Consider the following 14,088-nt stretch of genomic DNA (forward strand, 5'->3'; position numbering starts at 1 on the left):
CGCCGGTCGGAGTGTCGCGGTGACCCGCAGGCATATGGTTTGAGCTGTCTCGCCCACGCCTGATGGGAAATTAAATGAAAAGATGTCAGGTCTCGATCGTTGTCCCCTGTTTCAATGAGGACGAGGTGATCGAGGCATTTCACCATGCGTTGATCTCCGCCCTCGAGCCGACTCGGCGGACCTTCGAGATCTGTTATGTCGACGACGGCAGCAGCGACCGGACCAGGGCCCGGATCGGCTCGCTCGCCACCGCGGACCGACGGGTCCGCTACACCTCCTTCAGCCGCAATTTCGGCAAGGAGGCCGCCATGCTCGCGGGGCTGCGCATGTCCCGCGGCGAAGCCGTCGTGCTCATGGACGCCGACCTCCAGCATCCGCCCGAACTTCTCCCCCGCATGCTGGAGTTGCGCCGTCGCGGGTACGACCAGGTCGTCGCGAGGCGGGACCGGACGGGTGAAGGTGCCCTGCGTACCTTTCTCAGCGCCGCCTACTACCGGGCCATGGGCCGGTGCATGGACGTCGAGGTCGTCGACGGCGAGGGCGACTTCAGGCTGCTGTCACGCACCGCGGTGGACGCCGTACTCGCGCTGCCCGAGACCAACCGGTTCTCCAAGGGGATCTTCTCCTGGGTCGGCTTCGACACCGTCAGCTTCACCTACCAGAACATCCAGCGTGCGGCCGGGAGTTCGAAGTGGGGCAGCAGGCATCTGCTCAACTACGGGATCGACGGACTGATCTCCTTCAACAGCCGTCCGCTGCGCCTTGCGATCCACGTCGGCCTCGCCCTCGCGCTGGCGGCACTGGGATACGCCCTGTGGATCATCGCCGACGTTGTTCTGCACGGTGTCGCCGTACCCGGCTACACCACCCTGCTGACCGCCGTCGTGGCGCTCGGCGGCATCCAGCTCGCCACGCTCGGCATCATCGGCGAATACGTGGGACGCATCTACAGCGAGTCGAAACGCCGTCCGCATTACGTGGTGCGCGAAACGAACGAATCCCCGAACATTCCCCCGGTCGATATTCCACCCGATACGCCGGACGAGGTCCCTGTCGCTTCGCCCGCACCCGTGGTCGAGAGACCGGTGGCGGGGCACGCCGGGGCGACCGCGCTCGGGGCCGCCAGGTCCCGCACCGTACGCCAGTTCATCATTTTCGCGATGCTCGGGACCATCAATACGGCGGTGTATCTGGCGGTGTACGCCTCGCTGAACACCTGGATTCCCTATCTGGCCGCGCATGTCGTCGGATATGCGACCAGCATCGTGGGATCGTTCCTTCTCAACTCGTACATCACCTGCCGCACGAAGCCGACCTGGCACGCCTTCGTCCGGTATCCCCTGTCGAGCATCGTCAATCTCGTCCTCACCGGCGCCCTGCTCTACCTCGGCGTCAGCCGGCTGGGCCTGGACAAGAACATCGCCGCCGTGGCCGCGGGAATCCTCGCCACCCCCTTCTCGTTCCTGCTCGCCCGCTGGGCCATCGACTCCGGTGCCGCCCTGGCCCGCCAACGTGCCGTCTGACCGGGACGTGCCGGACACACCACACCTTGATCCCACACCGTCTGAACCTCTCGGCGCGCAAGACGCGAGCAACGTACGAAGGGCAGCAGCGCACATGACCGCTGACACCGCGAAAACCATTGGCACACAGCAGGAGAACGAGAAATCCCACCAACCGGAGAACCACCCCGGCCCCTCACGGCGACGGGCGACGATCTGGACGGCGGCCCTCACCCTGCTGCCGCTCGCCCTGCTCGGCGCGGCCTTCTGGATCGGCCGCCTGGTCCGCCCGGGCGGGGACGACTGGTGCTTCCTTCCGGTCGTACGCGACGAGGGCGCCTCCGGAATGATCGCGAAGTTCTTCTTCCACGACAACGGACGCGTGGCCAACGCGCTGCTGGTCGTCGCGTACGGGTCCTTCGGCGTCGCGGGCCAGCGGTGGTTCGCCCTGGTCAGCGGGATGCTCATGCTGGGCATCCTCTGGCTGCTGACCGCCTCGGCGCTCAAGAGGGCCGGGCTGACCGGGCCGCGCGGGCTCGCGCTGCTGGTGGCGGCGATGATGACGGCGGTCTTCCTTCTCGCGACGTCCAACACGTACAAGACGTTCTACTGGCCCGCCTCCTCCGTGTCGCACACCGTCGCACCGGTACTGGCCTGCGCCGCCGTGATCCCTCTGCTGCGCGCACGGACCAGGTGGGGACGAGCCTTCGCGCTGGGCACCGCATACGTGGGCGGGGTCTTCATCGGCGCGCTGTCGGAGGAGACGTCGGCCGTCGCGCTCGTCGTGCTGGCCGCTCTCCTGGTGATCAGCTGCTGGGCCCTTCCCGGTTCCGGCCGGACCCATGCGCGTATCTGGTGCGTGGTCGCCTTCGCCGGGGTCGCGGTCGGGGCGGTCATCCTGTACGTGTCGCCCGGCGCACGCGCCCGGCGTGAGCGGTTCGGCGCCGACACCGCCTCCGTGTTCGGCCCGGAGACGCTGACGGCGGCGCTGCGGGCGTTCGGGGAGATCCTGGGGACGATCTTCACGACCTGGCAGTACCTGGGAGCGGTCGCCGTCGGCGTACTGCTGGGACTGATGGTGCGCGGTGGTGAGCAGGGACCGGGCGGGCTCCTGCGGCGCAGGCCCCTCCTCGCGGTCCTCGTCGGATTCCTCGCCTTCCTGGTCTCCGGGTACCTCTGTACCCTCATCACCTACCCGGCCTTCGGGCAGAGTGTGGTGAGAGCGCCGCGCGTCTGGGGCGATTTCCTCCTGCTGTACGTGATGCTCCTGGTCGCCGTCGGCGCCCTGCTGGGACGGGCGCTGCGCAATCGCCGGTGGGGGATCAGCGCGCTGACGTCGGTGGCCGCCGGAGCCGTGTGTGCTGCGGCCTGCGTCGGTCTTGCCGTCCCGTTGTCCCAGCTGGAACCGAAGATGGACGTGCGCGCCCAGCGCTGGGACCGCCAGGACCGGTGGTTGAAGGCCCAGGCGGCGCGCGGCACCCAGGTGCTTCCGTACACACCGGTGTCGGTCAGCGGGATGGTGGAGCCGTTCGGCAATCAGGGCCGGAAGGTGTGGCCGGGGCAGTGCGTCGCCAAGTACTACCACCTCAAGAAGGTCACGTACTCGACCCGGCTTCCTTGAGCGGCCGGCGGGCCGGTCCGTGCGTTTCGCCGGGCAGCCGGCCCGTCCGTCGTGCAAGACACCCGGCACACTGCGCACACCTGACGGCACAATGGGTTCATGCCGATACCCAGCCGTGCCGCCCTCGTCGAACACCTCGTCCGTACGCGCATCGCCGGAGACGTCGCCACACCCCGCGACAACAACCTCTCCCACTACCGCAAGCTCGCCAACGGCGACCGCCACTACTGGCTGGGCCTGGAGCTCGGGGACCGGTGGCGCGACGAGCAGGACGTGCTGGCCGTGATGGCCGAGCGCTGCGGGGTCAGCGACGACCCGGAGCACCGGTTCGGACAGGACACCATCGACCCGGAGCTGACGGTCGACGCCCTGGAGCGGATGGCGGCACGGCTGCGGAAGGCGGCGGCGGGGGCACAGCGGGTGCTGTTCGCGACCGGGCACCCGGGCGGGCTCCTCGACGTGCACCGGCAGACCGCTCAGGCGCTGCGGGCGGCCGGCTGCGAGATCGTACGGATTCCCTCGGGGCTGGTGGCCGACGAGGGCATGGTGTTCCAGTTCGCGGACGTCGCGGTGCAGGAGCGCGGCGCGACGCTCTGGCACACGCACTCGCCCGCCCCGATGGCCGCGATCCTGGACGGTCTGGAGCGGGAGAGCCGGCCGCTGCCGGACCTGGTGGTCGCCGACCACGGGTGGGCGGGGTGCGCGGCGCAGCGCGGGCTGGACGCGGTGGGGTACGCGGACTGCAACGACCCGGCGCTGTTCCTCGGCGAGGCGGAAGGGACGCTCCAGGTGGCCGTACCGCTGGACGACCATGTGCTGGACCCGCGTTTCTACGACCCGCTGACGGACTATCTGCTGGACGCGGCGGGGCTGATCTGAGGCCGACTCGTCCGACGCCGATTGATCGGGCACCGACTGATCCGGCGCCCGATGCTCATCCGCCGGGCGGGCGCGAACCGGCTGCCCGGCGCTGCCGGCCCAGCCCCGGCGTCGGATCCAGATAGACCCGGCGGATCGACGGATACCGCTCCCGCAACTGCTCCTCGGCCTCCTCGCAGGCCCACTCGATCTGCTCCGCGCTCGACACGTCCCGGAAGTCGATCTTCGCTGCGATCAGGATCTCGGTCGGGCCCTGGATCAGCGTGGTCAGTTCCAGTACGTCGATGATGTGCGGGACGGAGAGCAGTTCCTCGCGGATGCCGGCACGCATCGCCTGCGGCACCGGCCGGCCGATCAGCAGCTGGGCGTTGGACCGGCCCAGCACCCAGGCGACGTACACCAGCAGCACCCCGATCAGGATCGACGCGACGCCGTCCCAGACCCCGGAGCCGGTCAACTGGCCGCCGAGCAGCCCGCCCGCGGCGAGCAGCAGACCCGCCAGCGCCGCCGAGTCCTCCATCACCACGGCCTTCACCGCGGTGTCGGGGGTGAAGCGGAAGTAGTGGGCGGTGGGCGCCCCCAGCCGCGCGGCCTCGCTGCGGACCTGCCGGAGCCCGGTACGCAACGAGTAGCCCTCAAGGAGGAAGGCCACGCCGAGCACGATGTACGAGACGAGCGGATCGCCGAGCTCCTCGCCCGTCGCGAGAGTGTGGATGCCGTCGTAGACGGAGAAGACCGCACCACCGACGAACGTGGCGACGGAGGCGAGCATCGCCCAGACGTAGCGCTCGGGGCCGTAGCCCAGCGGGTGTTCGGCGTCGGCGGGTTTCTCACTGCGTTTCAGGGCGGTGAGCAGCATCAGCTCGGTGACCGTGTCGGCGACCGAGTGCGCCGCCTCGGAGAGCATCGCGCTCGATCCGCTGATCAGTCCGGCGACGGCCTTGGCCACGGCGATGCCGAGATTTGCGGCCGCCGCGACGACGACCGTGAACAGGGACTCCCCACCACCAGCTTTCTCGTCACTCATGGTGGGGAGTATGTCCGAATTGACGGGCCGTGGCCTGTTCAGTCCGGGGGGACGGGTCAGTCCCGGGGGACGCGGACCACGCCCTCCTGGATGACGGTGATCGCCAGCCGGCCGTCCTGCGTGTAGATACGGGCCTGACCGAGCCCGCGCCCGCCGGACGCGGACGGCGACTCCTGGTCGTACAGCAGCCATTCGTCGGCCCGGAAGGGACGGTGGAACCACATCGCGTGGTCCAGGCTCGCGCCGACCACGTCGCCGACCGCCCAGCCGCCGCGCCCGTGGGCGAGGAGCACCGAGTCGAGCAGCGTCATGTCGGAGACGTACGTCGCCATGCAGACATGCAGCAGCGGGTCGTCCGCGAGCTTGCCGTTGGTGCGGAACCACACCTGGGAGCGGGGCTCGCGCGGTTCGCCGACCGTGCCGAAGGGCGGCGCGTCCACGTACCGCAGGTCGACGGCGGCCCGTGCCTCGATCAGCCGGTCCACGACACCCGGATCGCTGAAGCGGTCCGCGTACCGGGGCAGCATCTGCGCGGCCGTGGGCAGCGTCTCCGGGTCCGGGGCGGGCGGCATGTCCGCCTGGTGCTCCAGGCCCTCCTCGTACGTCTGGAAGGACGCCGAGAGATGGAAGATCGGCTGGCCGTGCTGGACGGCGACGACCCGACGGGTGGTGAAGGAACGGCCGTCACGGATGCGGTCGACGCTGTAGACGATCGGCGCGCCCGGGTCGCCCATCCGCAGGAAGTACGAGTGCAGGGAGTGGGCGGTTCGGTCGGCCGGGACGGTACGGCCTGCGGCGACCAGGGCCTGGGCCGCGACCTGGCCGCCGAAGACGCGGGGCACGACCGCCGAACGGCTCCTGCCCCGGAAGATGTCCCGCTCGATCTGCTCCAGGTCGAGCAGATCGAGCAGGGAGTCAAGTGCTGAGCTCATGGAGGGAACGTAACCGCTCTTACAGGCCCATGGACTTGGCGATGATCGACTTCATGACCTCGCTGGTGCCGCCGTAGATGCGGTTGACCCGGTTGTCCGCGTACAGGCGGGCGATCGGGTACTCGTTCATGTAGCCGTAGCCACCGTGCAGCTGGAGGCAGCGGTCGATGACGCGGTGCGCGACCTCGGTGCAGAACAGCTTCGCGGAGGCGGCCTCGGCGGCGGTCAGCTCACCGGCGTCGTGGGCCTCGATGGCGCGGTCGCAGACGGCCTCGGCGGCGTCCACCTCGGCCTGGCAGGCGGCCAGCTCGAACTTGGTGTTCTGGAAGGACGCGACGGTCTTGCCGAAGACAGTGCGCTCCTGTACGTACTGCTGGGCGAACCGGACTGCGGCCTTGGCCTGCGCGTACGCGCCGACGGCGATGCCGAGGCGCTCCTGCGGCAGGTTCTGACCGAGGTAGGAGAAGCCCTTGTTCTCCTCGCCGAGGAGGTCCTCGACCGGCACCTTGACGTCGACGAACGCCAGCTCGGCGGTGTCGGAGGTGCGCAGGCCCAGCTTGTCGAGCTTGCGGCCGACCGAGTAGCCCTCGGCCTTGGTGTCGACGACGAGGAGGGAGATACCGAAGCGGCGGTCGTCCTCCTTCGGGGCGGCGGTACGGGCGCAGACGATCACCCGGTCGGCGTGGACGCCACCGGTGATGAACGTCTTGGCGCCGTTGAGGATGTAGTGCGTGCCGTCCTCGGAGAGCTTGGCGGTGGTCTTCATGCCGGCCAGGTCGGAACCGGTGCCCGGCTCGGTCATGGCAATGGCGTACATCGTCTTGCCGGTGACGAAGTCCGGCAGCCAGCGCTTCTTCTGCTCCTCGGTGGCGTACGCCTTGATGTACGGCAGGCAGAGCAGGACGTGCACGCCGGAGCCACCGAAGTTGACGGCCGCGCGGGCGCACTCCTCGGAGATGATCGCCTCGAACTTGAAGGACTCGACCCCGGCGCCGCCGAACTCCTCCGGCACCTCGATGCCGAATATGCCCAGCTCGGCGAGCTTGTAGTAGAAGTCGCGGGGCACCTGGCCGGCCGCGAACCACTCGTCGTAGACGGGGGTGACCTCGGCCTCGATGAAGGCGCGGATGGTCTCCCGGAACGCCTCGTGGTCCTCGTTGAATACCGTACGGCGCACGGGGTGCCTCCTTGGTCAGCTTCGGGCGGGATTCGGCCGGACTGGCTAAGCGCTTGCTCAGTCCTGGTCAAAAGTTACCCGGCGGTCACCGAAGCTGTCCAGGGTGATGCTCAGCACGCCCGCGCGGAGCATCCGGCCGCGGACGCGCAAGAGCCCTTCCCGGCCGGCGGCCGGGAAGGGCTCTTGCGCTGCCTCCGGTCCCTACTGGGGCTTGAAGGAGCGGATCTGGTAGTTCCCCTGGAGGTTGCCGCCGCTTCCGGCAGGGGTGGATCCGACCCGGGCGTTGTAGTTGGTCTGCGTGTAGTACTGAACGCGGTGCCCGGTCGCGTTCCACACGGAGCGGACGTTCTGGCCCCGCTGGATGAAGGAGCAGTCGTCGGCGGTATTCGCCCGCTTCTTGTCCGACCACTGGCAGCGGGTGCCACCTCCGTTCCAGTCGCTGTAGATACAGAAGTACCCGGGGCTGCAGTTGTAGGAAGCCCTGGCGCTCTCGACGGCGGCGTTCTGGACGGTGGCGGTTTCGACGGCGGCGTTCTCGGCTGCTGTGGCTGCGGCGGGTCCGGCGCCGAGCCCTAGGGTCAAGGCGATCGAGGTGGCGGCGAGCGCGGTGATGCGGTTCATGGCGAAGTCCCTTCATTCCCATGTGTGATGAAGCGGGCACTCTTGGTGATCACCACCGTGTCACGGCTGTTGCCGCAGAAGCCAGGGCGGAGGGAGGGGCGCCCGAAGCGTGCGTCACGGTTCGGGGCGCCCCTGTGTACACCGGCGCGCACGTTCGCCGTTCGCCTGCCCGGACCGCGGGGTCATGGGGGCAGGCTTCACGGGATCACCGAGTGCGGTAGGCGTCGATGACGGTCTGGGTGAGGGTGTTCCCATCGGTGTCGGTCAGCGCGGCGCGCAAAGAGACGCCGGTGCCCGCGCGCGGGTTGTGGATCTCGACGGCGCCCCGCTCGACCGGGACCCGGGTCCACGAAGTGCCGCCGTCCACGGATACGGAGACCGCCACCGAACTCGCGCGGCCCGAACAGCCCCGTCCCCGGTCCGCCTTTGCTGTGGTCCGGGGACGGGACGTTCAGGCGGGGAAGTTGTCGTCCTTGACCGCGTCGACGAAGGCTGACCAGCCGACTGCCGGGAAGACGAGGGCGGGGCCGTGCGGGGCCTTGGAGTCGCGGACGGGGACGCCGGAGGGGTGACCGTCCAACACCTCGACGCAGCTGCCGGATTCGCTTCCGCTGTGCGACGACTTGCGCCAGCCGCTGAGCGTCGATGCGTCCAGGACGGTGCGGTCAGTCATGGTGTGCGTATTCCTTCACTGTCGCCCTTAGCAGGGCTTGTGACTCCTTCAGCGGCAGGGCGTCGCTCAAAGCGAGATCGTAGCGGCTCTGCAACTGCCTCACCACGGACGGAGAGTCATGCACCTTCCCCATGCGTAGGGCCTCGCTGTACGCCACGGGTGGTTGGTCCTCGAACCACATCAAGGTGAGCATGCTCTCCATGAGCGGGTGAAAGCCCAGCGCGAAGGGCAGCACGTGCACACGGATCCGCTCGGTCTCGGCCAGCCGGACGATGTGCATGAGCTGCTCCGCCATGACGTCCGGCCCGCCTACGGGGCGATGCAGCACCGCCTCGTCAAGCAACGCCCAAACTACGGGCGTCACCGGATTATTCAGGATCTTGGCTCGTTCCAGGCGTGTGACGACGTGCTTGTCACGCTCTTCGTCGCTCTTGGGCGGGAACGCCGGGCCGAGTACCGCGCGAGCGTACCTCTCCGTCTGAAGGATGCCGGGCACGAAGTTCAGAGCGAACTCCCTGATCATCGTGGCCTGCTGTTCGAGCTGGCGCGCGGGCTCGAAGAAGTCGGCGATCGTGCCGTCATTCTTGCCCGGCAGGAAACTGCTCAGTACGTTCCCTGTGTTGAGGGCTTTGTCCAGGCGTCGGGCGTCTTCCTTCGACGGGATGCGGCGCCCCGCCTCGATGTGTGAGATGTGCGAGCGCGTCATGATCGCCGCGTCGGCCAGCTCCTGCTGTGTCAGTCCGGCCGCTTCCCGCTGTGCCTTCAACCAATCGCCATAGGTATTACTCATGGTCAACTCCCGTGCGCCAAAGGGCCTGTCACCTGGAACCCCCTGGCGAGCCTAGTCCGCACCGTCTCACTCTGTGAGTGGATCGCTGCGTACCGCTACGCGATCCTCGATCAAGACAACGGAGTTGGCGACATGATGCAATGCATGGCCCGGTGGCGGGTGTTGTGGCCGGCGGTGCCGGCATGAACGGCGGCCGGTACGGCGCTCTGCGACTGCTGCCGTGGGCCAGTCCGGAGGGCAAGCCCTGTTACGTCGACTCGGACGGGACCGGGTACATCTCCCGGCTCGCCGACGACATGGAGGCGGTGCAGCTCTCCATGTCCGTGGAGCTTCTCGACCACGCCGCCGACATACTGGCGGATCAGCGGGTCACCAACGCGCAACTCCGGTTCCTCGCGGCCCGGATGGCCGAGGCGTTGCGCGACGTCCACCGGATCGCAGAGAGCCGAGGGGCCAGGATCCCCGTGCCCTCATGCGGGGACGTTGCGACGGAGGCCTGAGCCGGCGGGCTCAACGGTGCCGAGGGCGAACCTTGTGACACCGTCCGCACGCCCCTGTTCGGTCTCAGGTGGGGAATTCGCCCAGCCATGAGTGCTGGAGGAGGTGTTTGGGCAGGTATTCGGACTCGACGTCGATGGGGAGTTTGCCGTCGTAGGCGAGGCAAGCGATGGCCAGTGGGCCGAGGGCGATGCTGCCGTCGATGTCGGTCTCCCGTTCTTCGTTCAGCGTCCAGTACACCTGGTGCAACTTCAACGCTTCCACCAGGGCTGGGCTGAAACCCTGCTCATCTTTGGTGACGAAGTGATAGAAGAGGTTGATCGGCGGATAGAGCTGGCCTTGGAGCATGTCCAGTGGCGCGATCCGTGCCACTGAGGGGTCCGACATCTGGAGCGCGGCGGTGAGTTTTTCCACCAGCCCGGGCCGTCGCAGCCAGTACGTCTGCAGGGTGTCGACCCAGTGGTAGATGTACTCGTCGTACTGCCCTTCCGGAGAACGCAGGCGCTCCAGCGGGATCTCACACAGTTGGGTCATGCGCTGCTGCTCACGGCAGATGACCGCCAGCCAGAAGGCCGTCAACCAGTTCCCCGCGTCGGCGGACGACCGCGGACCCACGGCTGCCGGAACGGTCCGCAACTTCCGATTGATACGGCACTCGACGGACCCTTCGCTCGCACCGGTCACGGCGAAAAATGCCGAGCCCAGTTGCATCGCGTTGACCGTCGCCTCCCACGTCTCTGCGTTCGCCGCTCGTGGATCGATGACACAGTGAGCGTGCAACGCCAAGACGGCAGCGTCGAATGTGGAGTTGATCACCTCTGTCGACTCTTCAAGACGGTCGATGCCCTTGGCCAGGTGCTCATCCAGCCGCTCCGCGAACCGCTCGGCATCGGGTCCTCCCGGCATGTCATGTCGGGCAATAACTACGGTCACGGAAGACTCCCCTTGCTGATGTCGAACCGTCGGTACTGGAGTCCAGTGTATGTCCCTGCGTTCTTCTCGCCCTTGACGAGGACGTATTCCAACTTACCGTCTGTCAGTGCCTTCTCCAGGGCTTCCACGACCTCGAATTCTCCTCGCTTTCTCATGACTCGAATGATGTCGACGAAGTATTCCTGGCTTCCCTGAGACACTTGCCTACCGCCCCGCAGGGTACGCCTTCCGAGTTCCGTTCCCGGACTGCTCTTGGCCTCGATGACGACAACTCGGCCGTCCTCGTGCGTCCACACCTGATCAAATTGGTCATTGCCGCTCTTCGGGCCGAGGAGGGTCTCCTTCGTGAAGCCCGGATGATGCTCGGCGACGTAGTGGTACTCGGCCGCTTTTTCGCCGAGCGCTTCTGCGGCGTCTCCCATCTGGGTGTGGGACTCCTTGTACGCCCCTCTTGCCTCTGCCCAGAGGCCGCCGGATTCGAGCGTGCCCTGGGCTTCGTGGACCCTGCCTGTCTCCGCCTTCCATTTCTCGACCAGGTTGTCCCACTGGATGGCGAAAAAGCGTTTCTTTGCGGCCTCGTTAAGGATCTTTCCCCTGGCGGGGCTTGTGAGTGTATCCGCGCCCACTCGGATGTATTCCGCGTCGAGGAAATGGGGCTCGGGGGGCGCAGGCGCGTCCTTGGCGCGAATCCACGGGTCGTTCTCCGACAGCCGGGTGAGCTGAGGTGGAGTGAACCCGCTTACGTCGTGCCTCTCCAGTCGTATGCGCGTGCCGTCCTTCTTATAGTAGTGCTCGAAGTAACCCGGCTCTTCATTCGCGCGGTATACCTGGATTTCCTCGATCTGCTCCAGCGTGAGCGAACCACGAGCACCGTAGGGGTTGTGGCCTTCGCGCATGAAGCTGGGGCGCGGCACGGGTCGTCGTTGCGGCGGGACCGTTCCGTCGCTGGTGTGGGCAGCATCGCCGAGGCCGCCGGTGCCCGGGTTCCCGGGGTGGCCGGGCAGGCCGTTGACAGCTGTGGAGCCGTCGGGCACGTCGTGGCCGGTGGCGGGGCCTGTGCCCGGCGTCTCGGTGCGGCTGAGGGGCACGTTCTCGCCCAAGTTGCCGCCGGGCACGTTGTGGCCCGAGTTGCCGCTGGGGGCGCTGTTATCCAGGTGGTTGCTGGGCATGTTGCCGCCGACGCCGCCGCCGGGTGTGTGGTCGGCTCCGCTGCCCGGCAGATGGTTGCCCGCTTTTCCAGCGGGCCCGCCGCCTGGGATGTCCTCCCCGACCCGCCCGAGGTCGCCCAGGTCGTTGCCGAGCCTGCCGCCTGCACGGATGGCGTCGTCCGCGTTCCCGCCCGCGTTGACCAGGGCCGGTTCGCGCACCGGGGTCGGGGTCTCCACGCGAGGGTTTTTCCCCGCCTGGTTGGCGTGTTGGGCGATGCTGCCGTCCTCGTTGTAGAGGTTGCCGTCGCGGTCCATGTACGGCGCGCCCTCGTCGAAGGGTGACTTGACCGTGCCCTCCGGCAGTGCCACAGCTCCGTCCGGGAGTTTGACCGTGCCGTTGGGGAGTGTGACTGCCCCGTCCGGGATCGTCGCGCCCTGGGGGAGGTTGATCGTGCCGTCGGGGAGTCTGACCGCGCCCTCGGGCAGGGTGATGATGTTGTCGGGGAGTGGCGGGAACTCGACGCGGCCCATGCCCTTGAGTCCGGCCAACACGTCGCTGATCTTCATCAGTCCCGCGCCCGCGCCTTTGAAGACGTAGGTCATGGGGTCGACGATCCGGCCGGTCTTGCCTGCGAAGGACAGTGCCTTGGCTGCCATGCCGGCCTTGCCCGCGCCCGCTACCGCGCCGCCGGTGCCGCCGGTGAAGACGGTGGTCAGGACGTTGAAGGTGACGGCGCCTGCGGCTCGGGAGGGGTTGTTGCCCCATTGGTCCCAGGCCACCAGTGCTTTGCCGGTTTCCTTCATCGCGGTGCGTGAGTCCCTTATCCAGGAAGGGAGTTTGTCGTCGGGGAGTGCCCAGAAGGCGGCGTTCACACCGGGGATGATGGCGATCGCTACTCCGGTGGCGAGTTTGGCCAGGCCGGTCCATGCCTGTTTTGCGGCGTCCCAGCCGTCGACGCCGAACAGGGTGCCCAGTCCCTTGATGGTGCCCCAGACGCCGTCGACGACGAAGCCCTTGCCGAAGTCGTAGGCGTGCTCCCACACCTGCCACCAGGGAGTCGATTCCTCGACTGCGTCTCCCCAGGGCAGGCTTTTCGCCTGCTTGAGGGCTTCGGCGTCGTAGCCGTACATGCCCTCCTTGGTGGAGCCGTCGTTCGTCTTGAGTGCCTTGCCTCCGACCAGGGCGACGATCTTGGCGTGGCAGGCGCGTTCCACCTCCTGGAAGGCGGCCCAGACCTCGGCTATCTCGTTGCGGCGATGGTTGTTCTCCTCGACCAGATCGCCGTCTTCGCGCCACTCGTCGTCGCCGTCGACCTTGACGCGGAAGGCAACGGCTTCCCGCTTGAGCTCCTTGAGCTTCTCGACCAGCGGGTAGGCGTCGTCCGAGTAGGTGCCCAGCGCACCGGCGATGACGCACAGATCCGAGCTCAGAGTGAGCCCGGTGTCCGCAACCGGCTTGGTCGTGGCGAACAGTTGCTCCGCCTCGGGCGCCTTGTAGAAGGCGCTCAGTCCGCCGAAGCTGGTGTGGACGTCACCGGCGGCCGTCGCGATCTTCGCGCCGCTGCCCGACAGCGCGGTCACCTTCGTGTCGAGCAGGGCCAGGTCACCGGTGAAGACCGGTATCCCGACCGGGTCGACCGGAGCGGTGCCGCTCACCTGTGTCCCCCGGCGTCCTTGAGGAGATCCAGCCGTACGGCCTTCGCCGCGTTCTGCGCGTGCTCGGCGGCTTCCAAGTCGCCCTCGCAGTACGCGTTCGTGGCTTCGACCGCGCCCAGGACGGCCGCCTCGATGCGCTCGGCCATCGCCGTGAAGTCCTTCTGGCGCTCTCCGAGGTACTCGCCCAGCGCCGCGGCCACCGGCCCCATCGCCTTCCGTGACAACGGCGCCTTCCCCGGTGCCACCGGGCCCTGCAGAGGCGTGGCTGCCTGCGGGCCCGGCACGGCCGTACCCGCCGCCTGCGCAGCCTCCGACATGGTCGCCATCAGTGCGGTCAGGGCCTTCTCCAGGTCCCCGGCATGTGTGCCGGTGACCTTCAACTGGCCCTGCACCCCCTGCGGTCTGATGTCCCACGCCACCATGCGAGAGCCCCCTGTACGCGTGCTGATCCGTCTCGTTGTCACCACTCGGCCGGTTCCGGTGCCTCACGCTCGGACTTCCGGTGGTTGAACAACCGTTCGCCTGGTCATCTTTATCAACCCGGGCATCACTGGTGCAATCAGCAAATCGGCAATCGGCCAACCCCGGCTTGCTCATGACCTGGTATCGGGTGTCGGCGCGGGCGCATCCC

The 14,088-nt window shown here is 67.8% G+C and carries 14 protein-coding genes; 4 read left to right on the forward strand and 10 right to left on the reverse strand.

The genetic code is table 11. The features are described 5' to 3' along the window. The first annotated feature begins 74 nt into the window (after positions 1-74). The 3 genes from NRF20_RS29330 to NRF20_RS29340 all read left to right on the forward strand — a co-directional run bounded on the left by NRF20_RS29330 (position 75) and on the right by NRF20_RS29340 (position 4,002). On the forward strand, positions 75-1,523 hold the full coding sequence (locus NRF20_RS29330) for a glycosyltransferase (protein ID WP_413753593.1): 1,449 nt from the start codon (positions 75-77) through the stop codon (positions 1,521-1,523). Positions 1,524-1,617: 94 nt separating this feature from the next. Further along, the gene (locus NRF20_RS29335; protein WP_398628852.1) at positions 1,618-3,123 is read left to right on the forward strand and encodes a DUF6056 family protein; all 1,506 of its coding nucleotides are present in this window, start codon (positions 1,618-1,620) and stop codon (positions 3,121-3,123) included. 99 nt (positions 3,124-3,222) lie between these two features. Next, on the forward strand, positions 3,223-4,002 hold the full coding sequence (locus NRF20_RS29340; protein WP_384457119.1) for a phosphatase: 780 nt from the start codon (positions 3,223-3,225) through the stop codon (positions 4,000-4,002). 55 nt (positions 4,003-4,057) lie between these two features. Here NRF20_RS29340 and NRF20_RS29345 read toward each other — a convergent pair whose 3' ends face one another. From NRF20_RS29345 to NRF20_RS29375, 7 genes are all read right to left on the reverse strand, one after another. Continuing rightward, positions 4,058-5,029, reverse strand: a complete 972-nt coding sequence (locus NRF20_RS29345; protein WP_398628851.1) for a cation diffusion facilitator family transporter — start codon at positions 5,027-5,029, stop codon at positions 4,058-4,060. 56 nt (positions 5,030-5,085) lie between these two features. Beyond that, the gene (gene tesB, locus NRF20_RS29350; RefSeq protein ID WP_398628850.1) at positions 5,086-5,961 is read right to left on the reverse strand and encodes an acyl-CoA thioesterase II; all 876 of its coding nucleotides are present in this window, start codon (positions 5,959-5,961) and stop codon (positions 5,086-5,088) included. Positions 5,962-5,980: 19 nt separating this feature from the next. Next, entirely contained in the window at positions 5,981-7,138 is a 1,158-nt protein-coding gene (locus NRF20_RS29355; protein WP_398628849.1) for an acyl-CoA dehydrogenase family protein, read from the reverse strand. Between the two features lie 201 nt (positions 7,139-7,339). Next, positions 7,340-7,759, reverse strand: coding sequence for a peptidase inhibitor family I36 protein (locus tag NRF20_RS29360; protein ID WP_266361369.1), 420 nt, complete (start codon positions 7,757-7,759; stop codon positions 7,340-7,342). Between the two features lie 205 nt (positions 7,760-7,964). Continuing rightward, positions 7,965-8,144, reverse strand: coding sequence for a hypothetical protein (locus NRF20_RS29365; RefSeq protein ID WP_398628848.1), 180 nt, complete (start codon positions 8,142-8,144; stop codon positions 7,965-7,967). Positions 8,145-8,210: 66 nt separating this feature from the next. Then, entirely contained in the window at positions 8,211-8,432 is a 222-nt protein-coding gene (locus NRF20_RS29370; RefSeq protein ID WP_398628847.1) for a DUF397 domain-containing protein, read from the reverse strand. Further along, a complete protein-coding gene (locus NRF20_RS29375; protein WP_398628846.1) occupies positions 8,425-9,222 on the reverse strand; it encodes a helix-turn-helix domain-containing protein in 798 nt (265 codons plus the stop codon). Before NRF20_RS29375 ends, NRF20_RS29370 begins: the two co-directional genes overlap by 8 nt. 182 nt (positions 9,223-9,404) lie before the next feature. Between NRF20_RS29375 and NRF20_RS29380 the strand changes: the two genes are divergently transcribed. Beyond that, positions 9,405-9,722: a hypothetical protein gene (locus NRF20_RS29380; RefSeq protein ID WP_413753594.1), complete on the forward strand. Its 318-nt coding sequence runs from the start codon at positions 9,405-9,407 to the stop codon at positions 9,720-9,722. A 64-nt stretch (positions 9,723-9,786) separates the two neighbouring features. Here NRF20_RS29380 and NRF20_RS29385 read toward each other — a convergent pair whose 3' ends face one another. The 3 genes from NRF20_RS29385 to NRF20_RS29395 are packed head-to-tail and all read right to left on the reverse strand — an operon-like array spanning position 9,787 to position 13,879. Continuing rightward, a complete protein-coding gene (locus NRF20_RS29385) occupies positions 9,787-10,653 on the reverse strand; it encodes an immunity 49 family protein (RefSeq protein WP_398628845.1) in 867 nt (288 codons plus the stop codon). After that, positions 10,650-13,457, reverse strand: a complete 2,808-nt coding sequence (locus NRF20_RS29390) for a hypothetical protein (protein ID WP_413753595.1) — start codon at positions 13,455-13,457, stop codon at positions 10,650-10,652. Before NRF20_RS29390 ends, NRF20_RS29385 begins: the two co-directional genes overlap by 4 nt. Continuing rightward, positions 13,454-13,879 carry a DUF6507 family protein gene (locus NRF20_RS29395; protein ID WP_413753596.1) on the reverse strand — a complete coding sequence of 142 codons (426 nt, stop codon included), beginning with the start codon at positions 13,877-13,879 and terminating at the stop codon, positions 13,454-13,456. The genes NRF20_RS29390 and NRF20_RS29395 overlap by 4 nt, the downstream gene beginning before the upstream one ends. Between the last annotated feature and the right edge of the window lie 209 nt (positions 13,880-14,088).

Origin of the sequence: Streptomyces sp. R-74717, from assembly GCF_047305335.1 — a bacterium.
Classification (GTDB): domain Bacteria; phylum Actinomycetota; class Actinomycetes; order Streptomycetales; family Streptomycetaceae; genus Streptomyces; species Streptomyces atratus.

Coding starts and splice junctions, on each gene's coding strand:
- NRF20_RS29395 (WP_413753596.1), bottom strand. CDS start 13,879: ATGGTGGCGTGGGACATCAGACCGCAGGGGGTGCAGGGCCAGTTGAAG.
- NRF20_RS29330 (WP_413753593.1), top strand. CDS start 75: ATGAAAAGATGTCAGGTCTCGATCGTTGTCCCCTGTTTCAATGAGGAC.
- NRF20_RS29380 (WP_413753594.1), top strand. CDS start 9,405: ATGAACGGCGGCCGGTACGGCGCTCTGCGACTGCTGCCGTGGGCCAGT.
- NRF20_RS29375 (WP_398628846.1), bottom strand. CDS start 9,222: ATGAGTAATACCTATGGCGATTGGTTGAAGGCACAGCGGGAAGCGGCC.
- tesB (WP_398628850.1), bottom strand. CDS start 5,961: ATGAGCTCAGCACTTGACTCCCTGCTCGATCTGCTCGACCTGGAGCAG.
- NRF20_RS29360 (WP_266361369.1), bottom strand. CDS start 7,759: ATGAACCGCATCACCGCGCTCGCCGCCACCTCGATCGCCTTGACCCTA.
- NRF20_RS29335 (WP_398628852.1), top strand. CDS start 1,618: ATGACCGCTGACACCGCGAAAACCATTGGCACACAGCAGGAGAACGAG.
- NRF20_RS29370 (WP_398628847.1), bottom strand. CDS start 8,432: ATGACTGACCGCACCGTCCTGGACGCATCGACGCTCAGCGGCTGGCGC.
- NRF20_RS29345 (WP_398628851.1), bottom strand. CDS start 5,029: ATGAGTGACGAGAAAGCTGGTGGTGGGGAGTCCCTGTTCACGGTCGTC.
- NRF20_RS29340 (WP_384457119.1), top strand. CDS start 3,223: ATGCCGATACCCAGCCGTGCCGCCCTCGTCGAACACCTCGTCCGTACG.